The organism is Pseudoduganella sp. UC29_106 (genome assembly GCF_044055365.1).
GTDB lineage: Bacteria > Pseudomonadota > Gammaproteobacteria > Burkholderiales > Burkholderiaceae_D > Rugamonas.
Genome location: NZ_CP171977.1, coordinates 2475366 through 2499493, shown reverse-complemented (window position 1 = coordinate 2499493; position 24128 = coordinate 2475366). Strand labels below are relative to the sequence as shown.

The following is a 24128-nucleotide window of genomic DNA, read 5'->3' as shown; positions in this document are numbered from 1 at the left end:
TTACGAAAATCATCAACCGGCAGAACGATTCTTCTGAACTGAGCCGCCGGATAGCCTGAAGCGTCCCATCTTGGGCAATAATGCGAACGCAGCGGACAAGCAAACAAGAACGTCCGTGCCGCCAGTGCGGCAATAACAGGGCCTGAGCCGCCACGCGGTTCGCTGGCCAGAGACAACCTTTCATTCCGAGCACTCCATGAGTACTTTCTCCACCCTCGATCTATTCGTATTCCTCGTCTATTTTGTTCTGGTGGCCGGCTACGGCATCTGGGTCTACCGGCGCAAGCAGGCCGGCTCCGGACAGGCTTCGCATGACTACTTCCTGGCCGAAGGTTCGCTGACCTGGTGGGCCATCGGCGCCTCGCTGATCGCCTCCAACATCTCCGCCGAACAGTTCATCGGCATGAGCGGCTCCGGCTACAAGATCGGCATGGCCATCGCCGTATACGAGCTGATGGCCGCCGCCACGCTGGTGATCGTGGCCGTCTTCTTCATGCCGGTCTACCTGAAGAACCGCATCTACACGATGCCGCAGTTCCTCGAGCAGCGCTACGGCAAGTCGGTGGCGACCACGATGGCCCTGTTCTGGCTTGGCCTGTACGTGGTGGTCAACCTGACCTCCATCCTCTACCTGGGCGCGCTGGCCATCAGCAGCCTGTCCGGCATCGCACTGCTGCCCTGCATGCTGTTCCTCGCCATCTTCGCTGCCGTCATCACGCTGGGCGGCATGAAGGTGATCGGCTACACCGACGTGGTGCAGGTGACCTGCCTGGTCGTCGGCGGCCTGGTGACCACCTGGCTGGCGCTCGACCTGGTGGCGGCGCTGGCCGGCAAGCACGGCGCCATGAGCGGCTTCTCCGAACTGTTCGTGCGTGCCCGCGGCCACTTCGACATGATCCTCAAGCGCGATGATCCGAACTACATGGACCTGCCCGGCCTGTCCGTCCTGCTGGGCGGCATGTGGATCGTCAACCTGAACTACTGGGGGTGCAACCAGTACATCACCCAGCGCGCACTCGGCGCCGACCTGCCCACCGCGCGCAAAGGGCTGCTGTTTGCCGCCTTCCTGAAGCTGCTGATGCCGGTGATCGTGGTGCTGCCGGGTATCGCCGCCTATGCGCTCGACAAATCCGGCGCGCTGGGCGACGCCATGCACCAGGGCGGCGAATTGAATCCGGACCGCGCCTACCCCATCCTGCTTAACCTCCTGCCATCGGGCCTGAAAGGCATCGCCTTCGCCGCGCTGACTGCCGCCGTGGTCGCATCGCTGGCCGGCAAGGCAAACAGCATCGCCACCATCTTCACGCTGGACATCTACAAGAAGGCCTTCAACAAGGGAGCCAGCGAGCAGCGCATGGTGTGGATCGGCCGCGTCAGCGTGGTGGTGTCCATGGCGCTGGCCGTGCTGATCGCGCCGATGCTGGGCATCGACAAGAAAGGCGGTTTCCAGTACATCCAGGAATACACCGGCTTCGTATCGCCCGGCATCCTGGCCATGTTCCTGCTGGGCTTCTTCTGGAAAAAGACCACCGCCGGCGCCGCCATGTTCGCCACCGTGGGCGGCCTTGCCGGTTCGATCGTGCTCAAGTTCCTGCCCTCGATGATGGACCTGTCCTTCCTGATCCCCGTCGGTTTCGCCAAGATGACCGACGCCGGCGTGGCCGAGATCCCCTTCCTGGACCGCATGTTCATCGTGTTCTGGTTCGTGGTGGCCGGCATGGTCCTGCTCAGCAAGATGGCCGAAGCCCGGCGCGATCCGATGCATAAGCCCCTGCATATCGATACCTCGTTGTTCCGCGTCGATGGCGCCTTCGCCCTCGGCTCGGCCGTCATCTGCGTGATGCTGGCAACGATCTACACCGCCTGGTGGTAATGGCGGGATGAGAAAGCGTGCGCCGCAAGGGCGCACGCTTGGACCTCAGGCGGCGCTGGCCGCCATTTCACGTTCACCCAGCACGCGGTCACGATAGGCGCGCGGCGTGCAGCCAAGCTCGCGCTTGAACACAAGGTGCATGTACTGGGTCGAGGTGAAGCCGCAGCACAGCGCAACGTCGGCAATGCTGCGCTGACCGCTCTCCAGGCCTGCCTTGGCGGCATCGAGCTTGGCGTTCAGGATGACATCGTGCACACTGCATCCCAGTTCCTGGCGGAAGTAGGTTTCCAGCGAAGAGCGCGACACGCCCACATATTCCGCCACCTGGTGCGTCTTGATGCCCTGACAGGCGTACTGGCGGATGAAGTGGCGCGCGCGCATCACGTGTGGATGCCTGATGGGCTGGTGCTGACTGGATGCGAGCACGTTGATACCGGCCGGTGGCACCAGGATGCGGGTATTCGGCAGGCGCATGCCGTGCAGGATCTGGTCCAGCAAGTGCGCTGCCGTGCGTCCCATTTCCTGCGCCCCCTGCATCACTGAGCTGAGCGGAATGCGGGTCAGTGCGCGCACCAGCGGATCATTGTCGATGCCGATCAGCGCCACCTGCTCCGGCACGGAGATGCCGGCAATGGTGCAGGCCTGCAGCAGCTGGCGTGCGCGCGCATCGGTGACGCCGATGATGCCGACCGGCTTGGGCAGGCTGCGCAGCCAGGCAATCTGCTTCTGCACGGCCTCGTCCCAGGACATGGCGCTGGTTTCACAGCCGCGGAAGATTTCCACCTCGATGCCGTCTTCGTCCATCATCTGACGAAATGCCGCCTCACGCTCCTGCGCCCAGCGGTTTTGCCTGGAGATGGGGAGGCTGAACATGGCGAAGCGGTGCAGGCCGACATCGATCAGATGATCGCGCGCCAGCTTCACCAGCTTGAAGTTGTCGGTCGCCACATAGGGCACGCCTTGCGGATATTCGGATTCATCGGCATAGGAACCGCCGATCGCAACGACGGGAACGTCGCAGCGCGCCAGTGCCGCCGCCACATCCGGATCATCGAAATCCGCGATGATGCCATCGCCCTGCCAGTCTTCGATGCCGGCCAGGCGCAGGCGGAAGTCCTCTTCCAGGAACAGGTCCCAGGCAGAGCGCGTGCTGCCAAGATGGGCAGCGATACCGGCGATGACTTCGCGGTCAAAGCTCTTGTTCGCGTTGAACAGCAACGCTATGCGGTGTGCTTTCGTTTTCATGTCTCCATCCTGCTTTTTTATAATGAAAATCAAAGCCGCGGCCGGCCAGGCGGCTCTGCGGCCGCTGCAGTGGTCAGACCGGGCGTTTCCTGCGCCGGCGCGGCCAGCCCGGCGCCGTCACACCCAGCGTGATCAGGGCCAGGCTGCCCGGCTCGGGAACGGCGGGCGATGTTATCGAAATCGGCCGCGATAAAGGTGTAGGGTTGATTGCAAACGGGGTCGTGGCATTGCCATGAACTGTGAATTGCGGGGTAGTGCCGGTTATTTTGAAAGTCTGGCCATAATCGCGGGACCGCAATATTGCGCTTTTGCTGCCATTGGCATAATCCGTGCCGGCCATGAGATAAACATTGGCGGCATTTTTCGGATCGACCGCCACCGATTCAACGCCCATTAAACTCGTGCGTTCCTCTGGTAACCAGTCCTGCAATGGAATCCAACGCTCGCGCTGCATATCCCAGCGATAAGCGCCACTTGCGTCGGTTCGCATATAAATGCCGTGGCCCATGGCGACCGCATCCCATTTATAAGTTTCCGCTTTGGCGGCAAAAGCGAGTAATAACGCTGCGGGCAGCAGCGCGCAAATTGGTTTTAAAACCACCTCTCTCCTCCATATTAGTTTTTCTTTTGAATGCCGGACGATGTCCGGACGCCGCCTGGCCCGCGAGGACGGCGATCTTATGGTAACTTGCAACTTGGAAGTACCGGACCAGCGCGGAGCTGGACCCGGTTCAAGGATAGGACGCGTGTCTGTACGGCACTAACGAACAGGGGGAAATTACTAGCACAGTGCAGAAATTTGTATTACTTCTGCAGGGAGTGAGAGCGCCGCGTCAGGCGCTGTGGCGGTTTTCGGCGGCAGGTGACTCATCCGAGCAACTCTCCGCAGGCTCGCCTTGCTGGCTGGCGAGGGTCCGGAAAGCCTTCGGCGTACAGCCGTATTCGTCCTTGAACAGCTTGTTGAAATAGGACACGTTGGCATACCCGACGGAATAAGCAATTTCGGCGACGGCAGCACTATTTTTCTCAGTCAGCAGCCTGGCGGCCTCCGTCAGCCGCAATTTATTCAAATAGCTGGTAAAAGTCAGGCCCAGTTCCGTTTTCAGCACCTCATTCACCTTATTGCGATTTGCACCTGTGCCGGCGACGACGCCATCGAGATCCAGATCAGTATTGGTGTAATTAGTGGCAATAAACCTGAGGACCGATGCTTTTTCCTTATCTTTATATGGCTCAAGCGTTAATTGGCGATAAGCCACCAGAGGCAAATCTTTTTTTAGCTTGCTGTTCAGGCTTGCAACCAGCGCACGTGAATGAGCCAGGAAAAACCAGATGCCAAATCCGGCACAGCTGGCAATAATAATGACCGCCAGGGCCACTATATAACGTTGGTCGCGGCCGCGCAATGTCAGCTCACTTGCCTCGAAAAAAGAATCCACATTGCGGCGGGTATTGCTACTGGTGCCAATCACGATCTTCGATACCTTGTCCAGGGAATAACTCCGATCCGACAGATCGAGTTTCATCGCATCAAACCACCAGTCGGGCAGCGTCAGCTTGGTCAGGTCCAGGGAAACCGGCACGCCTTGTTCGTTGCAGGAAAAATAGGTACCGGGCGACCGGAAAGTTTCAGGTTTGCCTGGCTTTGTGACTTTGGCGTCGAAGGTGGAAACCACCATGATCATGGAATTGGCTGGCGCGCATCGGGCCAGGAAGGTCACGGTCCTGTATTTCGACCAGTTCATGAGCGCTGGGCGCCCCTTTGTATCGTCCAGGTCCAGCTGGGTGGAAACGAAGGGGAATTGCGCCTGGTCGGTCAAGCGGAAGTCGAAACGCATGCGCTCCCGGGTGGGATCATGCAGGCGCACGGCGGACGATCCCCCGGTCGCGATATCCGAATACGTGCTGTAGTGCCAGCGAACGCCGTCCCGATGCCCCGGCAGCAAAGTCAGTGACAGATAGCTTTGATGGATGAAAAAAACGGCCAGCAGCGCGTCCGCCACCACCAGCAGAATCAGCGTGAGCAGCGCCTTCCTATAGAACTCTTGCATTGTGGTCCAGCTTCAAATGTCTCCATGCACCCCATTATGGGCTCTGTCCCTGCATCATAACAGCTCGGTTTGACCATGGCGACACTTGATGCCAGCAGCGCTCACCCACCCAATGCAGGTCGCCCTGCACGCGCTTTCCGTTGACATCGTAGACAGCCTCGTTCAGGCGAATCACGGTGCTGGCGCGCTGGCCTGTTCCGGCGTCGGCAGCCAGGATGATCTTGTACTCGCCGGCTGCGACCCGCCAGGTTTTCGTGGCGGAGTCGTAGTCCGCCAGCAGGCGCGGATCGATCGCGATCGAAGCCCTGGCCGCGGCGCCAGCCTTCACTTCGACCTTCTGGAAACCAGCCAGCCGCTTCGGTGCTTCCCACTTCGCGCTGACCGGCGACACGTACACCTGCGCCACTTCCTTGCCCGCGCGCTTGCCGGTGTTTTTCACCGTGAACGACGCCTGCAGAGCGCCGTCCTTGATTGCGGCCTCCAGGCCGGACAGCTCGAACGCGGTATAGGAAAGGCCATGACCGAAGGGGAACAAGGGCTGGTAGCCCTTCAGGTCGAACCACTTATAGCCGACAGCGGCGCCTTCGTGGTAGTCGATATCAAAGCGCTTGTCCGCCATTTCCGGATAACCATCGAGGACGGGACGCGGCAATTGCGCTTCCGACGCCGGGAACGTGGCGGGCAGGTGGCCGGAAGGATTGACTTCGCCAAACAGCACGCTGGCAATCGCCTCGCCGCCGCTGCTGCCGGGATACCATGCCTCCAGTACCGCGGACACTTTCGGCAGCCAAGGCATGGTGACCGGTCCTCCCGTTTCCAGCACCACGATGGTGTTCGGATTGGCCGCCGCCACCGCTGCAATCACCTGATCCTGATTACCCGTCAGTGCGAGGTTCGGCACGTCCATGCCCTCCCCCGTCCATTGCGTGGCAAAGACAATCGCAACCTCGCTTTCGCGCGCCAGATTGGCGGCGGCAACGGGATCGCTGCCATCGTTGTAGGCCACCGCGGCCCCTGGCAATCGTTTCTGGATGGCCTTCAGCGGCGACGAGGGATAGACCATTACCGGGCCGGGCCAGGTCTGCGGCGCCAGCCCCGGCACCGCGTTGCCATCGGCGGGATACACCAGCGAGGATCCGCCGCCGGCCAGCACGCCCTTGTCCGCATGGCCGCCGATCACGGCCATCCGCCTGAGGTTTTGCCTGAGCGGCAGCGCCTCGCCGCCGTTTTTCAGCAGCACCATGCCCTCCTGCGCATCCTTCAGCGAGATGGCGGCGTTGGCCCTGGAATCGATCTTGCCGGGAGCGGGCGACACAGGGTGATCGACCACGCCGTGTTCGAACATGGCGTAGGTGATGCGGCGTGCCATGTCGTCAAGGCGCGCGGACGGCACCCAGCCATTCAGCACCGCTTCCTTCAGGGGGCCGCCGAAATAGTCTGACACATCAAAGGGGATGCCGGATTGCTGGTCCAGCCCTGCGTTGGCGGCCGCGGTGCTGTGCGTAGCGCCCCAGTCCGACATGACCCATCCCTTGAAGCCCCAGTCCCCCTTCAGCACTTCACTCAACAGGTAGCTGCTCTCACACGCGTAGACGCCATTGACACGGTTGTAGGAACACATGACCGAGCCGGGATTGCCCTCCTCCTTCGCAATCTGCAGGGCCAGCAGGTCCGACATCCGGGCCGACTTGTCATCGATCCTCACGTTGGACGTTGTGCGGCCAGTCTCCTGGTCGTTCAATGCAAAGTGCTTCAGCGTGGAGACGATATGGTTGGACTGGATGCCCCTGATCTGCGCACCGACGATCTTGCCGGCCAGCAGAGGGTCCTCGCCCCCGTACTCGAAATTGCGTCCATTGCGCGGCTCGCGCATCAGGTTCACGCCACCGGCCAGCATGACGTTGAATCCGTAGGCGCGCGCTTCGGCGCCAATCATCGCGCCGCCGGAATAGGCGGTCTGCAAATCCCAGGTGGCCGCAGTATTTAAGCCCGAGGGCAGCGCCGTCCCGGGCCGCGCATCCGGGCCGGCCTGGCTTGCCACGCCCACGCCTGCATCCGTTTCCCACAGGTGCGGAATGCCGAGGCGCGGCACGCCATAGATGAAGCCAGCCGACTGCTTGTGCGACTCCGCCGGGCGCCTGGTCTTCTTCGCGTCGAAGTCGGCGCCCAGATAGCCGAACACCAGCTTCAGTTTTTCATCCAGCGCCATCTCCCTGACCACCAGGTCGGCCCGCTCGCCCGCGCTGAGCCGGGAATTCATCCAGGGCTGCGCATTGCCGGCGCCAGTCTCCGCGGCCAGTACGGTGCCGCAGCACAGTGCGACAACGGCGGACAGGAGGCTGATCTTCTTCATCGTGGCGGAATCCTTTGCGAAAAAAATGGGGTGGCCGAGGCCACCCCGAAATCTACCAGTGAGGTAGTGGGAGACTGCAGACTACAAGGGAACCTGGTTGCCCGGACGGGCCGTTTCAGCGTTACGTTCCAGGTATATTCGGGCCAGACATGCCGGCAACGGGAAACGGGGCTTCGTCATCATTTGGCAGCATTGACGATGGTGCCGATCACGCCATGAAATGCCTGCGCCTGCACAATCGGGGTCGCGCAGATCGCCAGGGTAAACACTGCCTTCGACATCAAGGTTTTCATATTGTTGTAGCTTTCATTTGAAAAGCGCCCGGCCGGTGTCTCCCCTGACTCGAGCTGTCATAACAGGCTTCTGATGTGGTCGTATTGTGGGAGTTGCACGATGGCGCGGCAATTGCAAAAACCGCCAAGACCCCGCATGAAATTTCGCAGCGCAGCATCAACGACAAATCATTTCGCTTGCCGGTGATTTTCGTAATTGCGCAGCCGGCAGCCGCCATTCACAATTGGCTATTTGCCTAGGAAGGTATCGAATGCTCAGACGGACACTTCTTTCGTGCGCCCTCTCCTGCCTGATCGCGTCATCGGCTCACGCCGGCGAGGCCGCAAAGCCTTCCGCCAGGCAGCCCGACTTCCCCACGGTGTTGTATGGAACGGCCTACTACCACGAGTACATGCCGTATGAGCGGCTGGAGAAGGATGTGGCGATGATCAAGGCCGCGGGCTTCAACGTGGTCCGCCTTGGCGAATCCACCTGGAGCTTGTGGGAGCCGGAAGACGGCCGCTTCGATTACGCGTGGATGGACCGGGTGGTCGAGGCCATGGGCAAGGCCGGCATCAAGGTCATCATGGGCACGCCGACTTATTCGATTCCGGCCTGGATGGCAAGGCAGCATCCCGAAATCCTGGCGCAGAAGTTCAACGGTGCAAAGAACATGTATGGCATGCGCCAGAACATGAATACCGATTCGCCGGCCTACCGCTTCTATGCCGAACGCCTGATCCGCAAGATCGCCGCGCGCTACAAGGACAATCCGGCCGTCATCGGCTGGCAGGTGGACAACGAAACGAGCAGCTACGGCGCCGCCAACGACGACGTCTTCGCGCGCTTCCAGCACTACCTGGAGAAGAAATTCGGCACGCCGGAAAACCTGAGCAAAGCCTGGCTCCTGAACTACTGGGGCCAGGACCTGCACAGCTGGGCCGACCTGCCGCGCCCGGACGGCGCACAGAGCACGGGCTACAAGCTCGAATGGTCGCGCTGGAGCCAGATGCGCGTCACCGACTTCCTGCACTGGCAGGCGCAGCTCGTGCGCGAATGCGCTTCGCCGCGCCAGTTCATCACCCACGATTTCGCCGGTTCGATGCACAACGATGTGAACGAGGAAGCCGTCGCCAAGGGACTCGATATCGCGGGAGTGAACATCTATCACTGGGCGCCGCAGGAGTATTACAACGGCGCCGACCAGAAGCTGCAGGCCGATTTCACGCGTTCGCTCAAGCGCGGCAATTTCCTGGTCCTCGAAACCAATGCGCAAACGACCGACTGGAGTTCCTCCTTCCAGTATCCGCCGTATGACGGCCAGTTCCGCCAGGATGTCTATACCCACCTCGCCAACGGCGCCAACATGGTCGAATACTGGCACTGGGCATCGATCCACGCGAACCAGGAAACCTACTGGAAAGGGGTGCTGTCGCACGATATGGAGCCCAACCGCGCGTACGCGGAAATGAGCAAAACGGGACAGGAACTACAAAAGATCGGCCCGAAGCTGGCCAACCTGCGCATCAACAACGACGTAGCGATCCTGTGGAGCCGCGACTCGCTGAACGCCATCAAGGATATGCCGTTCGCGAAGGACGCTCAGTGGTCCGGCACGGGCGCCAAGGCCGACTACTCCTCGCTAGTCCGCCAGATCCACCGGGCGCTGTACGACCTGAACGTGGGCACCGACTTCGTCTTCCCGGAAACGGAGGACTTCTCGTCCTATAAGGTGCTGATCGTCCCCATGCTGTATGTGGCCGATGACGCGCTGCTGGGCCGCATCAAGGAATACATCCGCAAGGGCGGCCGTGTTGTCATGACGTTCAAGAGCGGCTTCGCGAACGAGAACACCGCCGTGCGCTGGACCATGGCGCCGGGGCCGCTGCGCGAAGCGCTGGGTTTCCATTACCAGGAATTCTCCAATCTGGCCCAGCCCCTGGCCCTGAAAGACGATCCATATCGCACGGGCGACAGCAACAAGGTGCAGTACTGGGCCGAGTTCCTGCAGCTGGACAAAGCCAAGGCCCTCGCTTACTACGATCACCCCTTCTTTGGCCGCTGGCCCGCTATCACCACCAACGATTTCGGCGCGGGCAAGGTCCTCTACGAGGGCACCTACCTGTCGGACAATCTGCAGAAAGCGGTCCTGCAGTCTTTCCTGCGCGAGCAGGGCTTGACCGGCCCTGACCAGGACTTGCCGACCAACGTGCAGGCACGCACCGGTACCAACAGCTTGGGCCGCACCGTGCGCTATTACTTCAATTATTCCGGCGCGCCTGTCAGCTTCAATTATCGCCACAAGCCGGGCACGGAACTTCTGGCCAACCGCCGCCTGCGCACGGATGACAGCCTGACCCTCGCACCGTGGGACCTGGCGATCATCGAAGAGGACGCCGCAGCCAAGGGGGCGAAATGAAGCGCTCGGGCGCACTGCTGGCGGCTTTGCTGTCCTGCGCAGCGGCGGCTGCTGCCGCCCCGCAGGAGCCGCCGAAGCTTCCGGGCCTGCCGGCAAGCCTGATCTGGCAGAACGGTACCACCAACTGGTCGTCCGAAAGCGTCGGCAGCTTCACGCTCGCCGCCGGCGCAAAGACCGACTGGTTCGTATGGCCCGGCGAAGGCGATCATCGTCCCGACTCAGCGCCGCGGCTGCTGTTCAAAGCCGGGGAAAATTTCAGTTTCAGCACGCGAGTCGACGTGAGCTCGCATGCCCTGTATGACGCTGGTTGCCTCGCCCTCTACGGCACGCCAACGCACTGGGCCAAGCTGTGCCTCGAAGCCCAGGAAGGCGGAGGCCTGGCGATCGTGTCCGTGATTACCCGCGGCTTTTCCGACGACGCCACCGCCTACCCGGTCAGCGCCACCTCCACTTATCTCAAGGTCGCCAAGCAGCAGCGCGGCCTGTTCTTTTATGCCTCGCCGGACGGCCGCAACTGGACTATCATCCGCAAATTCAACCTTGATGCACCGGACGGCTTCCATGCGGGCTTCGCCGTCCAGTCGCCGGAAGGCAAGGGAGCAAGCGCCGTGTTCAGCGATTTCCGCTACGGCACGGGACCCGTGGACCTGTGGAAGCTGCGCTAGGGCCCAGCGGGCCGGCAGCTTATTTTTCCCATTCGATATGCACGATGCGGAAGCCGTTGGCCTGCAGGACTTTGAGCAGAATGGGCATTGCGTTCGCCGTCGCCTGGTGCGCGTCGTGCATCAGGACGATGCCGCCGCCGGAGATCTTCAGGCGCTCAGCCAGGCGTGCGGCGAGGATGCCGGTCGTATCGTTTTCCTGCCAATCGTCGATCCCCATATCGACCGAGAACACGGCGATATCCTGTGACTTGAGCGCCGCCATCAGGTCTGGCGTCTCCTCGAGATACGGGAAGCGGTAGGCAGGCGGCTCTGCGCCGAAGGCCGCCCGATAACTGGCGTTTGCCAACCGCAGATCGTCCAGCTGCTCTGCCGGCGTGAGCTTGCGCAGGCTGGCGTGCGTGTAGCTGTGAGAGGCCGTCGAATGCCCTTCCCTGACCACCTGCCGCGCCAGGTCCGGAGATTGCTCCACATTGCGCCCGATCATGAAGAAGGTCGCCTTGACGCACTGGTCGGCCAGCGCCTTGAGCACGAGCGGCGTCGACTCAGGGCGAGGGCCGTCATCAAAGGTCAGCACGACTTCGCCTTGTTGCAGTGGCAGCGCTTCGTGCTGGGCCTTGCCCCAGGCGCCGTATGCGCGCTTCAGCACCAGTGTGCGCGCCGTGCCGAGGGCATTGGCGTCGCAGCTAGTGGCGGCGGAAGCACTTGCTGAGAGGACTGCTCCCAAAACAGGATCGTGCGCATCGGCTCAACGGAAAACAAGCTGCGAGAAGTGATACAGGTTGTCCGCCCAGCTCTCCCGGTCATGCCCGTATTCGTCCACGTTCCACACGTGCGCGACGCCATGATCCTTCAGGTAGCGATGGAAAGACTGGGAAATGCCGAACAGGCCATCCTTGTTGCCGCATGAGAGGTAGAGCAGCTTTAACCCTAGCTGAGCGCCATCGCGGCCGCGCAGGAGGCCATCGGCAGCCTGCGTGTTGGGCGCCGAGGAGAAACCGGCGACCCAGCCAAAGGTATCAGCGTGGCCCAGGCCGAAGTTCAGCGCCTGCCCGCCCCCCATCGAAAGGCCCGCGATGGCGCGCTGCCCGCGGTTCGCCAGGGTCGGGTAGTGCCGGTCGATGGCAGGCACCAGCGACGACAGCAAGTCCTGCTCGAACTGCGCGAAGCCGGCCACGTGCTCCGGCGTGAACAGGCGGTCGGACGGCGGCGGCCGGTCGTCCGGCAGTGCGCGTCCATTTGGCATCACCACAATGGCCGGCACGGCCTTGCCATCCGCGTTCAGGTTGTCGAAGATCTTCGTGGCGCGCACATAGCCGCGCCACTCGTCCTGGTTGCCGGCGATACCGTGCAGCAGATAGAGCACGGGATAGCGTCTGCCGGCCGCGTAGCCCGGCGGCAGGTAGACCTGGGCTTTGCGACGGCCGCCTGTAACGGCCGATTCATAGCTGAACTCTTCCACGCGCCCTTGCGCAATACCTGCGCGTTCATCCGCAAAGCCGGCCGGCGCCACAGGAAAAGCGCGCACGTCATCCGGTCCCGGCGCCACCGGACCAGGCACGGGCCGGCGAGGCTGTTCCGGATTAGGGTCTTTACTCAATAGCTGTTCGATGTCCGGGCGCATGGCGGCCGCCCAGATGCGGTAGCCTTTCTCCGAGAAGTGCAGAAAATCAGGCTGGATCTCGGCGGACAGCTTGCCATCCGCGCCGACGAAATGCGGGCCGTAGTCGCGGAAGAAGACGGTCTTGCCGTCCCCCAGCGTCGCCACCATTTTGTCGAGTTCTACGACGCTGCGGCGGCGCGGCGAATCGGGCAGCTCGCCTTCCGGCAGTACGGCATTGAGCAGGATGCGCGCCGACGGGTACAGCCCGCGCAATTTCGCCACCACGGCCTGGATGCCGAGGAATACCTCTTCAGGCTTTTCGTCGCACAGGTTGATGTTGTTCACGCCAATCAGCAGAACCACCAGTTTCGGCTTGAGGCGCGCAATGGCCGGATCCTGCAGGCGCCAAAGCACATTGCCTGTATTGTCGCCGCCAATGCCGAAATTGGCGGGCTTGAACTGGCTGAAATTCTCGTCCCAGACGGACTTCGTCCACATTTCGGTGATCGAATCGCCCAGGAACATCACATCAACATCGCCCTGCCGCGCGCGGGCAACCTGCTCGCCAAACATCTCGCGCCAGCGCGCGATCGACATCCAGGGATACTCGATGGAACGCGGGGCCGGCGTGATCGCGCAAGCTGGCTTGCCGGCCTTTGCGCCCGCATCTTCCGCACGAACGCCTTGCGCGGTGCATAAAGCTGCCAGCAGCAAGGCAGATAGGGACAGCGCACGGGTGGTCTTGGTCATCAATCGCTCCGTTATAGATTTTTTGTAGCGCGATTATGGCCACGCCTTCTCAATCAGAGCAATTGCGAAATTCACCAGTCGTGGAAACGATAAATGCGCGCGGAACGCAGCGAATGCCCGGTCACTTCGCGACGGCCACGGTGCCGATCGCGCCCGCCGGCGAATCGAGCTCCAGTGCGATGATCGTGTCCATCGCATCCCGGGAGGCAACCGGCACGGTGAGCTCGATGCCCTGGCTGGTCTGAGCAAAACTCGCCTTGCCGCCTGTCAGCGGCGTGGCGCGGACGATCTTGGCCGGAATGGCGGGCAGGACCAGTTTCTGTCCCGGCCATTTCAGCACGTGGACATAAATCGTCTTGTCATGGTGGGTCGAAACGCCATACTCGCCCGGCAGGAAGGGACCGCCGCGGGTCGCGTAGATGCTCTGGCCGTACTTGCCCAGCCAATTGCCGATCTCGCGCAGGCGCTCGACCTGCGGTTCATCGATACGGCCATCGGGACGGGACCGACGTTCAGCAGCAGGTTGCCGTCACGCCCGACCACATTCACCAGCAGACGGATGTAATGATCCAGCGGCTTCGGCATCATGCCCGCCTGGTAGCCCCATGCGCCGGCGATGGTCGTGCATAGCTCCCAGGGGCGGCGGTTATCGAAATCGCCGAGCGCGCCATCGCCCTCGCGCGAATGGAAATCTTCCGGCATATCGGCGCGGCCATTAATGAGGACATCCGGCTGAAGTTTGCGCAGCATGGCATAGGCCTTGTCGGACTGCCAGCTGAAACCGCCCTTGTAATGCTTGCCTTGCGGCCGCCTGGCCCAGCCGACACCTGCCTCCGTCCCGCTCCAGTCGCCGGCGAAATTCAGCCAGTCCGCTTCGCCACCGTCAAACCACAGCACGTCGATCTTGCCGTAATTCGACAGCAGGGCCTTGAGCTGGCGATGGTATTGCTCGCGCATCGCTTCCGCGCTATCGCGGTGCAGATCGGGGAAATAGAAGCCGGGGAAACGCCAGTCCAGCGGCGAATAATATAGCCCCACGCCGAGCCCCGCTTTGCGCGCGGCTTTCACATAGTCCGCCACGAAATCGCGGTGAGCGGCGGAGTTTACGCTCGTGAAGGGGTTGGCGCCATCGTCGAACAGGGCGAAACCGTCGTGATGCCTTGAAGTGAGCACCATGTACTTCATGCCGGCGGCCTTGGCCACATCGGCCCACACGGCTGGATCGAAACCTGCGGGATTGAATTGATCGGCGAGCCTGGCGTACTCCTTCACGGGAATCTGCTCGCTCCACTGCAACCATTCGCCCCGGCCGGGAATGGAATACAAGCCCCAGTGGATGAACATGCCAAAGCGCGCTTCCCGCCACCAATTGTCCCTGCCAGGCTGGCCGCTGTCGCCGGCAGCCTGAATGACGGGTGCTTCTGCTGCCCCGGCAAGGGACAGGGGCGCCGACAACGACATTGCCGCGAACAGGCTGGAAACCGTTCCGGCCAGGCGCCGGGCAAGGCGTTTTGTAATGATTGCCATTTTTTCCTTATCAATGCCGAATAAATTACGCCAACCGGGCAGCGGCAGCTGCCGCCACATGCCGCCTGACGTAGTCCTCATGGAGCGGCGCCCGCCCGGCGACCTTCGCGACCGCATCGCGCACGTTGCGAAAATGGGCATGTAGCTGGTTAAAGTCGAGCAGGTTGACCAGGGGATCGTACGATTTGGGGATAACACCAAGTCCCATCAGGATCGACAGGTGTGAAGATACGGAAAAGCCCTCGTGGTCATAGAGCACGACGCGGCCGGTTTCGCGGAACAGCTCGATCTGGTGCTGCAGCGTGTCGGGAATCGCCATGTTCGCGCAGTAGCGCCAGAGCTCCGAATCGCGCCGGTCGGTGATCTTGTAGTGCAGGATGATGAAGTCGCGCACGAATTCATAGCGCTGCGATACCAGGCGATTGAATTCATTCGCCAGCGAAGGCTGGAAGTCCCGCTCGGGGAAGAACTGGATCAGCCATCCAATGGCATTCTCGATCATATTGATGCTGGTCGACTCCAGCGGTTCCAGGAAACCGCCCGACAGCCCAATCGCAACGCAGTTCTTGACCCAGGACTTGCGGCGGCGGCCCGCCGTGAAGCGCAACTGGCGCGGCTCGCCGAGCGCCTTGCCGTCCAGCCCATCGAGCAGCACGCGCGCGGCCGCGTCGTCGCTCGTGAATTCCTTGCTGTACACATAGCCGTTGCCGGTACGGTGCTGCAGCGGAATGCGCCAGGTCCATCCGGCATCGCGCGCCGTCGACGTGGTGTAGGGAGTGAAGTTGGCGCTCTTCTCGCAGGGCACCGCCAGCGCACTGTTACAAGGCAGCATGGCGCTCCAGTCGTCATAGCCGGCCTTGTAGACGCCCTCGATCAGCAGTCCGCGAAAGCCGGAGCAATCGACGAACAGGTCGCCATCGATGCGGCGGCCGTCGCGCAGATTGATGGCCGTAATGAAGCCTGTTTCGGGGTGCTGTTCGACGTCGGTGATCATGCCTTCGATGCGCTGCACGCCGCGCCCCGTGGCAACCTCCCGCAGGTAAGCGGCATACAGGCCGGCATCGAAATGGTAGGCATAGGAATAAGCGTCCGATATGCCGGGCACTTCGGCCGAAGGCGGCGTAAAGCGATTCTGCCGCGCCATCACGGTCGCAATCGAGAAGTTTTCATAGGATGGCATATCCTTGAAATCCTGCTTCAGGCGTAGCCAGTGCAGGTGCGGCGACCGGTTTTCGATCTGCGGACCGAAACTGCCGAAGCCGTGGAAGAAGCGGTTGCCCACCTGCCCCCAGTCCTTGAACTCGATGCCCAGTTTGTAGCTGGCCTGGGTCTTCCTGATAAATTCGGTTTCATCCAGGCCGAGCGCCCGGTTGAAATAGCGGATGGTCGGCAGTGTCGCTTCACCAACGCCGACGGTGCCAATTTCCGGCGACTCGACCAGCACGATCTCGCATGCCTTGCGCAACATGGTGCTTAGGCCAGCGGCGGTCATCCAGCCGGCACTGCCGCCGCCGACGATGACGATTTTTCGGATAGCCTTCTCGGACATGTCCCCCTCCTGCGTTCTTTTTTTTGCCTGCGCCCCTGCTACCCGCCATTTTGCTGGCCGCAGAACAGGCCAGCAATTATGAAAATCACCAAGCCCCTCAATGAAAAAGCCGGGTATTAGCGCGCGAGCGCGGCCTTCAGGTAATCGTGATGTAAAGGCAATCGTGCGACCAGTTCCGCGATTGCCTGGCGGCGCGCGCGCAGCGCATTCTGGGCGTCGTTCGACGACAACTCCTGCCACACCGGATCCTGGCAACGGGGCCAGTGCTGCATTCCCGCGTAGATGGCGAGCCAGCTGTGCTGATCGAAGCCTTCCTCGTCATACAAATGCAAAACGCCGTGTTCGCGCCAGGCCTGCAGGCGGAAGGCCAACGTTTCCGGCAGATCCATGCTCGCCATGTCGCGCCACAATGCGCTGTCGCGGCGCGCAGTGAGGCAATAATGCAACACGATGAAGTCGCGAATACGGGCGAACTGCCGCACAAGCCCTGAATTGAAGCCCTTGATTGCCGCATCGCCGATCTGGGCACCGCTGGTGAGTAGTTCCATCAGCCTGCCCAAACCGCTCTGGATCAGGAATATGCTGGTCGACTCCAGCGGTTCCAGGAAACCGGACGACAGCCCCAGCGCAACGACGTTGTGTACCCAGAAGCGTGCCCGGTGGCCGGTGGTAAAACGCAGCAGCCGCGGTTCGGCAAGCGGCTTCCCATCGAGCTGCTGCAGCAGCTGATCGCGCGCACGCTCTTCGTCGATATAGCGGCTGGAAAACACGTGACCATTGCCGGTGCGATTCTGCAGCGGGATGCGCCAGGCCCACCCGCCCTCCAGTGCCGTGGCGCGCGTGTACGGCGCAAGGGCGCCGCTGCCGCGCTCGCACGGACAGGCCCAGGCCCGGTCCACCGGCAGCCAGCGGCTGAAATCAATGAAGGGCTCGCCGAGCGTGCGCCCCAACAGCAGGGAGCTGAAGCCGGAACAGTCGATGAACAGGTCGCCCGCAACTTCCCTGCCATCGGCCAGGCGCACGCTGCGCACGCCCCCGTCTTCACGCCGCAGCACCTCGACGACGCGCCCTTCCGTGCGGCGCGCGCCGCGCGCGAGCGCCAGCTTGCGCAGGTAATCGGCGTACAGGGCCGCATCGAAGTGGTAGGCATACTTGAAGGGCTCCGCCGGACCCGCATCCGGAACGCAGAAGCGCTGCTGCATGGCCATCACCGTGGGCAGGCATTGCTCGCCGAACTGGCCGAGTGCAGCATCGCCCAGCCGGCGGTACTGTCCCCACAGGGAGTCCGTTCCGCTCAGATGCCCAAAATCGCCGAAGGTGTGAAAGTAGCTCTCGCCCCGCTCGCGCCAGTCGCGGAATTCGATTCCCAGCTTGTAAGTACCTTGCGTCGCGCGCAGGAAGTCGGCTTCGTCGATGCCGACGATGCGGTTGTAGTCGCGGATGGACGGGAAGGTCGCCTCCCCTACTCCGACGATGCCGATTTCCTCGGATTCAATCAACTCGACGGTCCGCCCACGCAGGCCCGTCACCAGTGCCAGTGCACTCATCCAGCCTGCAGTGCCGCCGCCAACGACAACGACGCGATCAATTTTCATGGCAACTCAATTCAGTCCATGTGAAAAACGGGCTCCATCATCGCCCAGTGTTCGCCCTCGGCGCGGCTCTCCAGCGGGACCTGGCAGGGGCTGCAGAAAGTCCACCAGCGCCGCGTTTCAGGATCGGCGGCGATGTGCTGCATGTCGGCCTCGAAGTTCTCGCCATGGTACTCCCAATAGCCGAACAGCAGGTTCTCCGGTTCACGCAGGAAGATCGTGTAGTTGCGCACATTCGCCTCGCCAAGCCTGGCCAGTACCTGGGGCCAGACGGCGGCGTGCAAGGCCTTGTATTCCGCGATCTTTTCCGGCGCAATGCCGATCACCATTCCCATTCTTTGCATTCTAATACTCCTCAATCGATACGGTAGAAGCGCCGGGCATTCAAGCCGAAGATATCGCGCCGGTCCGCTGCGCCCACGCCGTCCAGCAGCGATGCGCAGGCCGCGAGCCAATCAGCGTAGGTAGCGGCGAGGTTTACCACGGGCCAGTCGCTGCCCCAGATCAGCCGTTGCGGACCGAAACAGGCGAGCAGATTCCCCACGTAGGGACGCAAGCGCTCGACATCCCATCGCGCGCCCGCTTCGGTCACCAATCCGGACAGCTTGCAATGCACCTGGGGCATGGACGCCAACCGCGCGATATCGCTGCGCCACGGTTCCAGCAGGCCTTGCGCGATCAGCGGCTTGGCGCCGTGGTCGATCACGATGGGCAGTTCGGGGTAGCGTTCGGCGAAGGCCAGCAAGGCAGGCAGATGGCGCGGCAGGACCAGGGCATCGAAACTCAGGCGATGGCGCAGCATGGCCTGCACCGCGGGCGCCAGCGCGGCATCGTCGATCCAGCGCTCGTCTTCCAGGTCCTGCAGCATGGGGCGCAAACCCTTGAGCGCGGGATCGGCCGCCAGGGCATCGATACGCGCGGCCGCGCCGGGCGCCTTCATGTCGACCCAGCCGACCACGCCGCCGATAAAGGAGTGGCGGCGCGCCAGGTCCAGCATGAACAGCGTGTCCTCTTCATTGGGCATGGACTGCACCAGCACAGTCTTCGCAACGCCTTGCCGTTCAAGCAAGGGCGCCAGGTCGCCGGGCAGGAAATCGCGGTAGATGGCTTCCAGCGCGAGCGGCGGCCAGGCGCCGTGACGGTCCGCCAGGCGCCAGAAATGCTGATGTGCGTCGACCAGCATCATGCCTCCTTCCGTGCCGGCTGGCGGCAGGCATGCTGCCGCCGCGGACGCCGCTTCAGGCCGCGTGCGCCTTCATCTCGCGCGCGCGGATCGCTTGCAGCAAGGTGCTGCGGGAAGAATTCAGGTGGATGCGCATCGCTTCGCGCGCCCCGGCGACGTCGCGCCGCGCCAGCGCACGCAGGATGTCCAGGTGCTCGTGCACCGCATACTCGTTGCGCGCCGACTCGGAATCCTTGTCCCACTGGTAGTGGTAGTGGAACACCAGCGAAACAAGATCGTAGAAACCCTGTGCAAAGCGATTGTTCATCAACCCGATCAGGAAGGTATGGAAATCCCGGTCGAGCGCCGGAAAATCCTTGTGGTGCGTCGGCATGATGGAACCAAGCTGCTCGTGGCGAACAATCAGCCGCTGCAGTTCGGCGAACGCCGGGTCGCCCTGCGGCAGGTTGGCAAAATTGTCGATGGCGGCAAACTCGAACATCTGGCGCACATCGGCCAGTTCCATGGCGAAAGAGCGGTCGAAGGCGCACAGGCGCCATCCGCCCCGGGGCTTCTTCTCGATCAGGCCCGAGCTCGAAAAGCCGATCAGGAATTCGCGCACACTGATCGTGCTGGTTCCCGCCGCCCGCGCCAGCTCCGATTCCGAAAACTCCGCGCCGGGCGGCAGGTCGCTCTGGTAGATCCGCTCCATCAGCACCTGCCGGATGCGGTCCGCCCCCGTCTGCAACTCGGCCAGGTCGAAGTAATCCTTGCGCAAGGGCTTGCGCAGCAGGCGCCGTTCCTTCAGGTCGCTGATCAGCCCACTCTCGTGAAAATGCGCGAGCACGCTGCGGATCGCCGTGCGGCTGCCCTCGCCCAGCTCGGCCATGTGCTGCTCGGTCGGAAGAGGTTCGCCAACCGCCACATGGCTGGCAATGTACTGCAGCAGCAGATTGGCGCTGCGCTTGAAGATGGTGGGAGGTCTGGCCATGAAGTATGGAATGCGCCGCGCTGGCGGTCAGCTCGTGTGAACGATGCATCATTTTACCGGAACTCCCGTTGCAGCCCTTTCCAGCGCTTTGCGCAGGCGCGCCTGGGGAATATTCAGCCCGAGCTCGCGCGCCAGCGCCAGGACAGGTTGGAAACGCCGCAGCTTCTTTTCCTCGTGATTCTTCGCAATATCGGCCAGCCGGTGGGCCAGGTACGGGTTGCCGAAGCGTTCGCGGACCTGGTCCAGGTAGGCGCGGCTGGCCTCTTCCTCGCCCAGCGCACGGAACACCGGCAGGACTTCTTCTTCCCACAGCGCTTCCAGTTCGGCGCCCAGGCGGGGATCGGACAGCGCCTGCAGCACCGTTTCCCCCTCGGGGCGTTCCTCCCGCAGCCAGCATTCGGCGAGGAAACTGTGTCCGAGGTTGAGCAGGAACAGCTTGCGCCGCTCATAAGGTTCCAGCCTGTCGGTCACGACGATTTGCGCATGTGCGCACGGCAGCTGCATTTCAGGCTGGGCCTCGATGGCCCACAGCGCATACGGTTCCGCCACCGCGCCCACGGGATCGATCGGCTCGGAGACAATGCGGTCGACCAGCGAATTGACCCACACGCATGCGCCGGCCAGCCAGTTGGCGAACGCCAGGCCGAGACCCCAATCCCGCGCCAGCTGCAGGACGCATTCCCGCAGCACCGTGCCATTGCCGGCCACCAGTTCGCACGGCAGCAGGGTGACGGGAGCGCCGCCACGCAGGTAGCGCCCGTGCAGCAGCACCAGCAGCTTGGCCGGGAAGCTGCGCGGCGCCACATCGCCCTCCAGCAAGCCCGGATGATCGTCGGGCGACAGCTCATATCCCCTGTCGCCCGTATTGGATATCATGACCTGTACCGGCCCGGCGGCCAGTTCGCGCACTTGCGCCCAGTCGCGCTGCGCGGAAAGGCCACGCTGGACAGAAGCGACAGTTTGCACGCGGTCCACCACGACACCGTCCAGCAGCCCGCGTATCCGCACCGGATAGCCGCCCGGCTGGTTGAAGGCGGCGATGCGCTTCGCGCTGTCCGCACTGTCCGTGGTTTGCACGACCGTGACCGGTCCCAGCGCCGCCCCCCCGGCCAGCGCCTCGCCGATGAACAGGTCGACATGGGCCTGCAGGAAGCGGCTGGTGCCGAATTGCAGAATTGCGGTCATTTACACCTCGACGATGGCCTTGATCACGCCACTGGCAGGATCCATCCAGTGCGGTAGGGTCTCGATGAATTCATCCAGCGTGGTCCGATGGGTATTCATCGCCAGAGTGGGAACCAGGCCCGCCTTCATCGCCGCCAGCACTTCGCGGAAGTCATCCACCGTGGCGTTGCGGCTGCCAAGCAGGCTGGTTTCGCGCTTGTGGAATTCCGGGTCGGCGAAAGAAATCCGCTCCGGCACGATCGACACCAGGACGTAGGCACCGCCGTGGGCGACGAATTCCAGGCCACGCTCCATTGCCTTGATATTGCCAGTGGCGTCGAAGACCACGTCGAAGAAGTCGCCGCCGGTGATTTCCTGCAGCGCTTCACGGTCGCCCTCGCCGGCCTTGACCGCATATGCGACCTTCAACACATCCTTGCAAAAGTCCAGGCGATCCTGCCGGGTATCAAGCACCGTGACTTCGCCGCCCTTCAGGGATGCGAACAGGGACAGGGCCACGCCGATCGGGCCTGCCCCGACCACCAGCACGCGCTGGCCGGCCTGCACCGCGCCGCGGCGCACCGCGTGCATGCCGATGGCGAGGAACTCCAGCATGGCCGCTTCGTCCAGCGAGATGCCTTCGGTCTTCAGGACGAACTGCGCGGGCACGGCGAGATATTCGGCCATGCCGCCGTCGCGGTGCACGCCCAGCACCTGGATCCCGGTGCAGCAATTGGTCTTGCCCTTGCGGCAGGCCACGCAATCGCCGCACGACAGATAAGGCATCACGAATACCTGGTCGCCCGGCCCGAGACCGGACCCGGCGGGCGCCGTGACCACCTCGCCCGACAGTTCATGCCCCATCACGCGCGGATACTGCAGGAAGGGCTGGGTGCCGCGAAAGATATGCATGTCCGTGCCGCATACGCCAATGCGGCGCACCCGCAACAGGACCTCGTTTTCCCCCGCCGACGGAATCGGCCCATGCCCCAACCGCAGTTCGCCGGGCGCCACGCATACGACACTCTTCATCTGACCCATATTTTTGCCTTTTCAGTAGTTCTTCGTCGGTATTCTATAAATTTAAAACATTTTTAAGCAGGATGCAAATATACTGTGAGTGTCAGCACGGACCCGCGTTAATCATGTCCGCGCCTGGTGATTTTTATAATTGTCGAAAAGGCATTCGGCGGGCACCATAGCTGGTCGTTGCACTTTAGCGAAGGAAAAACAGAATGAAGAGACGAGACCTCCTGCAGCAGATGGCTGCCGCCATCCCTGCCCTGGCGCTGTCCCGGTATGCGCACGCAGCCGACGGCCGCGAGCCGATGGCCGCCGGCCCGTTCACGCCGGACTGGACTTCCCTGACCGCCTACCGCACACCGGACTGGTTCCGCAACGCGAAATTCGGCATCTGGGCCCACTGGGGCCCCCAATGCGAGCCGGAATTCGGCGACTGGTATGCCCGCGGCATGTATGAGGAAGGCAGCGAAGCCTATAAATACCACCTGAAAAAATACGGACATCCATCGGCGTTCGGCTTCAAGGACGTCATCAATCAATGGCAGGCGGATCGCTGGGACCCGGACGCCCTGGTCGGCCTTTACAAAAAAGCCGGCGCCAGGTACTTCGTTGCCCTCGCCAACCACCACGACAACTTCGACCTGTACGACAGCAAGCACCAGCCGGAGTGGAATTCGACCAGGATCGGCCCGAAGAAGGACCTGATGGCCGGCTGGAGCAAGGCAGTGCGCAAGCACGGCCTGCGCTTCGGCGTCAGCGTGCATGCGGCCCATGCCTGGACCTGGTTCGAAGTGGCGCAAGGCGCGGACAAGAATGGCGCGTTCGCCGGCGTCCCTTATGACGGCAACCTGACCAGGGCGGACGGCAGCGGCAAATGGTGGGAGGGACGCGATCCGCAGGCGCTCTACGCGCAACGCCACGCCCTGAGCAAGAATGCCACGCAGGGCGGCGTCTCGGACGAGCAATGGCACTGGCGCGGCGGCGCTTCGATTCCGGACCCGGCATATGCCGACAAGCTTTACAACCGCACCGTAGACCTGGTCAATTCCTATGATCCCGACCTGGTGTATTTCGACGATACCGTTCTGCCGCTGTGGCCAGCCAGCGACGTCGGCCTGCGCCTCACGGCCCACATCTACAACCGCAGTATTGCACAGAAAGGAAAGCTGGAGGCGGTCGTCAACGGCAAGATCCTCGATGCCGTGCAGCGCCAGTGCATGGTCATGGACATCGAGCGTGGCCAGAGCAGCCAGATCGAACCCCTGCCCTGGCAGACCTGCACCTGCATCGGCAGCTGGCACTACGATCGCCGGGTGTACGACAGCAAGAGCTACAAGAGCGCACAGACAGTGGTGCACACGCTGATCGACATCGTCAGCAAGAACGGCAATCTGCTGTTGAGCGTTCCCGTGCGCGGCAATGGCAGCATCGACGAACAGGAGCGCGTGATTGTCGAAGAGATCGGCCAATGGATGGCGGTGAACAGTGAAGGCATCTATGACACGCGTCCATGGCACATTTACGGCGAAGGCCCTTCCACGCGCGAAGCGGCGGCCCCCATGTCCGGCGCCGGCTTTAATGAGGGCAAGAACAAGCCCTTCACCGCCGACGATATTCGCTTCACGACCAAGGACAGCACAGTCTACGCCTTCGTGCTGGGTTGGCCGGCCGATGGCAAGGTGTCCATCAACGCAATGCGCAGCGGCAGTGAGCACCTGAAGAAAAGCATCTCGCGGGTGGAACTGGTGGGCAGGAAGGCGCCGCTGGCATTCCGCCAGACCGCCGACGGCCTGCAAGTGACGCTGCCGGCCGACAAGGCCGCCCTGCCCTATGCCATTACTCTGAAGATCGTCTGATCCGCGTCGGCGACCTGCAATAAAGCCAGGGCGAT

The 24128-nt window shown here is 62.4% G+C and carries 20 protein-coding genes; 5 read left to right on the top strand and 15 right to left on the bottom strand.

The genetic code is table 11. The features are described 5' to 3' along the window. The first annotated feature begins 196 nt into the window (after nucleotides 1–196). Nucleotides 197–1873: a sodium/solute symporter gene (locus ACHMW6_RS12925; RefSeq protein ID WP_395407493.1), complete on the top strand. Its 1677-nt coding sequence runs from the start codon at nucleotides 197–199 to the stop codon at nucleotides 1871–1873. Between the two features lie 45 nt (nucleotides 1874–1918). Here the strand turns inward: ACHMW6_RS12925 and ACHMW6_RS12920 are convergent, their stop codons facing one another. The 4 genes from ACHMW6_RS12920 to ACHMW6_RS12905 form a co-directional block, all read right to left on the bottom strand. Continuing rightward, a complete protein-coding gene (locus ACHMW6_RS12920) occupies nucleotides 1919–3118 on the bottom strand; it encodes a XylR family transcriptional regulator (RefSeq protein WP_395407492.1) in 1200 nt (399 codons plus the stop codon). 73 nt (nucleotides 3119–3191) lie between these two features. Beyond that, nucleotides 3192–3719, bottom strand: coding sequence for a PEP-CTERM sorting domain-containing protein (locus ACHMW6_RS12915; protein WP_395407491.1), 528 nt, complete (start codon nucleotides 3717–3719; stop codon nucleotides 3192–3194). 232 nt (nucleotides 3720–3951) lie between these two features. Further along, on the bottom strand, nucleotides 3952–5169 hold the full coding sequence (locus tag ACHMW6_RS12910) for a helix-turn-helix domain-containing protein (RefSeq protein WP_395407490.1): 1218 nt from the start codon (nucleotides 5167–5169) through the stop codon (nucleotides 3952–3954). 34 nt (nucleotides 5170–5203) lie between these two features. Next, nucleotides 5204–7522 (bottom strand): glycoside hydrolase family 3 C-terminal domain-containing protein, encoded by a 2319-nt coding sequence (locus tag ACHMW6_RS12905; RefSeq protein WP_395407489.1) that lies wholly within the window; start codon nucleotides 7520–7522, stop codon nucleotides 5204–5206. A 368-nt stretch (nucleotides 7523–7890) separates the two neighbouring features. Between ACHMW6_RS12905 and ACHMW6_RS12900 the strand changes: the two genes are divergently transcribed. From ACHMW6_RS12900 to ACHMW6_RS12890, 3 genes are read left to right on the top strand one after another with little or no spacing between them, the layout of a single operon-like run. Continuing rightward, nucleotides 7891–8055, top strand: coding sequence for a hypothetical protein (locus tag ACHMW6_RS12900; RefSeq protein ID WP_395407488.1), 165 nt, complete (start codon nucleotides 7891–7893; stop codon nucleotides 8053–8055). An 11-nt stretch (nucleotides 8056–8066) separates the two neighbouring features. Next, nucleotides 8067–10214 (top strand): beta-galactosidase, encoded by a 2148-nt coding sequence (locus tag ACHMW6_RS12895; protein WP_395407486.1) that lies wholly within the window; start codon nucleotides 8067–8069, stop codon nucleotides 10212–10214. Then, nucleotides 10211–10879: a DUF1349 domain-containing protein gene (locus ACHMW6_RS12890; RefSeq protein ID WP_395407484.1), complete on the top strand. Its 669-nt coding sequence runs from the start codon at nucleotides 10211–10213 to the stop codon at nucleotides 10877–10879. The genes ACHMW6_RS12895 and ACHMW6_RS12890 overlap by 4 nt, the downstream gene beginning before the upstream one ends. A gap of 19 nt (nucleotides 10880–10898) precedes the next feature. On the opposite strand, the gene ACHMW6_RS12885 is transcribed toward ACHMW6_RS12890, so the two are convergent. From ACHMW6_RS12885 to ACHMW6_RS12835, 11 genes are all read right to left on the bottom strand, one after another. Then, nucleotides 10899–11603: a polysaccharide deacetylase family protein gene (locus ACHMW6_RS12885; protein ID WP_395407483.1), complete on the bottom strand. Its 705-nt coding sequence runs from the start codon at nucleotides 11601–11603 to the stop codon at nucleotides 10899–10901. 21 nt (nucleotides 11604–11624) lie between these two features. Beyond that, nucleotides 11625–13229 (bottom strand): alpha/beta hydrolase-fold protein, encoded by a 1605-nt coding sequence (locus ACHMW6_RS12880; protein WP_395407482.1) that lies wholly within the window; start codon nucleotides 13227–13229, stop codon nucleotides 11625–11627. Nucleotides 13230–13350: 121 nt separating this feature from the next. Beyond that, a complete protein-coding gene (locus tag ACHMW6_RS12875) occupies nucleotides 13351–13569 on the bottom strand; it encodes a hypothetical protein (protein WP_395407480.1) in 219 nt (72 codons plus the stop codon). Beyond that, nucleotides 13563–14756: an alpha-L-fucosidase gene (locus ACHMW6_RS12870; RefSeq protein ID WP_395407479.1), complete on the bottom strand. Its 1194-nt coding sequence runs from the start codon at nucleotides 14754–14756 to the stop codon at nucleotides 13563–13565. Before ACHMW6_RS12870 ends, ACHMW6_RS12875 begins: the two co-directional genes overlap by 7 nt. 25 nt (nucleotides 14757–14781) lie before the next feature. Continuing rightward, the gene (locus ACHMW6_RS12865) at nucleotides 14782–16305 is read right to left on the bottom strand and encodes a tryptophan halogenase family protein (protein WP_395407477.1); all 1524 of its coding nucleotides are present in this window, start codon (nucleotides 16303–16305) and stop codon (nucleotides 14782–14784) included. A gap of 116 nt (nucleotides 16306–16421) precedes the next feature. Continuing rightward, nucleotides 16422–17900, bottom strand: a complete 1479-nt coding sequence (locus ACHMW6_RS12860) for a tryptophan halogenase family protein (protein WP_395407476.1) — start codon at nucleotides 17898–17900, stop codon at nucleotides 16422–16424. Between the two features lie 11 nt (nucleotides 17901–17911). Then, the gene (locus ACHMW6_RS12855; protein WP_395407475.1) at nucleotides 17912–18241 is read right to left on the bottom strand and encodes an L-rhamnose mutarotase; all 330 of its coding nucleotides are present in this window, start codon (nucleotides 18239–18241) and stop codon (nucleotides 17912–17914) included. Between the two features lie 11 nt (nucleotides 18242–18252). Continuing rightward, nucleotides 18253–19083, bottom strand: coding sequence for an amidohydrolase family protein (locus tag ACHMW6_RS12850; protein WP_395407474.1), 831 nt, complete (start codon nucleotides 19081–19083; stop codon nucleotides 18253–18255). A gap of 52 nt (nucleotides 19084–19135) precedes the next feature. After that, on the bottom strand, nucleotides 19136–20050 hold the full coding sequence (locus ACHMW6_RS12845) for a GntR family transcriptional regulator (RefSeq protein WP_395407473.1): 915 nt from the start codon (nucleotides 20048–20050) through the stop codon (nucleotides 19136–19138). 48 nt (nucleotides 20051–20098) lie between these two features. Further along, nucleotides 20099–21235 (bottom strand): mannitol dehydrogenase family protein, encoded by a 1137-nt coding sequence (locus ACHMW6_RS12840; protein ID WP_395407471.1) that lies wholly within the window; start codon nucleotides 21233–21235, stop codon nucleotides 20099–20101. Then, nucleotides 21236–22246: a zinc-binding alcohol dehydrogenase family protein gene (locus ACHMW6_RS12835; RefSeq protein WP_395408599.1), complete on the bottom strand. Its 1011-nt coding sequence runs from the start codon at nucleotides 22244–22246 to the stop codon at nucleotides 21236–21238. It abuts the gene before it with no gap. A 203-nt stretch (nucleotides 22247–22449) separates the two neighbouring features. Between ACHMW6_RS12835 and ACHMW6_RS12830 the strand changes: the two genes are divergently transcribed. Beyond that, nucleotides 22450–24093 (top strand): alpha-L-fucosidase, encoded by a 1644-nt coding sequence (locus ACHMW6_RS12830; RefSeq protein ID WP_395407470.1) that lies wholly within the window; start codon nucleotides 22450–22452, stop codon nucleotides 24091–24093. Nucleotides 24094–24128 lie beyond the last annotated feature (35 nt).

What these genes read in the sequence shown, in the direction of transcription:
- ACHMW6_RS12925 (WP_395407493.1), top strand. Translation starts at nt 197, where the DNA reads ATGAGTACTTTCTCCACCCTCGATCTATTCGTATTCCTCGTCTATTTT.
- ACHMW6_RS12920 (WP_395407492.1), bottom strand. Translation starts at nt 3,118, where the DNA reads ATGAAAACGAAAGCACACCGCATAGCGTTGCTGTTCAACGCGAACAAG.
- ACHMW6_RS12910 (WP_395407490.1), bottom strand. Translation starts at nt 5,169, where the DNA reads ATGCAAGAGTTCTATAGGAAGGCGCTGCTCACGCTGATTCTGCTGGTG.
- ACHMW6_RS12905 (WP_395407489.1), bottom strand. Translation starts at nt 7,522, where the DNA reads ATGAAGAAGATCAGCCTCCTGTCCGCCGTTGTCGCACTGTGCTGCGGC.
- ACHMW6_RS12895 (WP_395407486.1), top strand. Translation starts at nt 8,067, where the DNA reads ATGCTCAGACGGACACTTCTTTCGTGCGCCCTCTCCTGCCTGATCGCG.
- ACHMW6_RS12890 (WP_395407484.1), top strand. Translation starts at nt 10,211, where the DNA reads ATGAAGCGCTCGGGCGCACTGCTGGCGGCTTTGCTGTCCTGCGCAGCG.
- ACHMW6_RS12880 (WP_395407482.1), bottom strand. Translation starts at nt 13,229, where the DNA reads ATGACCAAGACCACCCGTGCGCTGTCCCTATCTGCCTTGCTGCTGGCA.
- ACHMW6_RS12870 (WP_395407479.1), bottom strand. Translation starts at nt 14,756, where the DNA reads ATGGCAATCATTACAAAACGCCTTGCCCGGCGCCTGGCCGGAACGGTT.
- ACHMW6_RS12865 (WP_395407477.1), bottom strand. Translation starts at nt 16,305, where the DNA reads ATGTCCGAGAAGGCTATCCGAAAAATCGTCATCGTCGGCGGCGGCAGT.
- ACHMW6_RS12860 (WP_395407476.1), bottom strand. Translation starts at nt 17,900, where the DNA reads ATGAAAATTGATCGCGTCGTTGTCGTTGGCGGCGGCACTGCAGGCTGG.
- ACHMW6_RS12855 (WP_395407475.1), bottom strand. Translation starts at nt 18,241, where the DNA reads ATGCAAAGAATGGGAATGGTGATCGGCATTGCGCCGGAAAAGATCGCG.
- ACHMW6_RS12850 (WP_395407474.1), bottom strand. Translation starts at nt 19,083, where the DNA reads ATGATGCTGGTCGACGCACATCAGCATTTCTGGCGCCTGGCGGACCGT.
- ACHMW6_RS12845 (WP_395407473.1), bottom strand. Translation starts at nt 20,050, where the DNA reads ATGGCCAGACCTCCCACCATCTTCAAGCGCAGCGCCAATCTGCTGCTG.
- ACHMW6_RS12840 (WP_395407471.1), bottom strand. Translation starts at nt 21,235, where the DNA reads ATGACCGCAATTCTGCAATTCGGCACCAGCCGCTTCCTGCAGGCCCAT.
- ACHMW6_RS12835 (WP_395408599.1), bottom strand. Translation starts at nt 22,246, where the DNA reads ATGAAGAGTGTCGTATGCGTGGCGCCCGGCGAACTGCGGTTGGGGCAT.
- ACHMW6_RS12830 (WP_395407470.1), top strand. Translation starts at nt 22,450, where the DNA reads ATGAAGAGACGAGACCTCCTGCAGCAGATGGCTGCCGCCATCCCTGCC.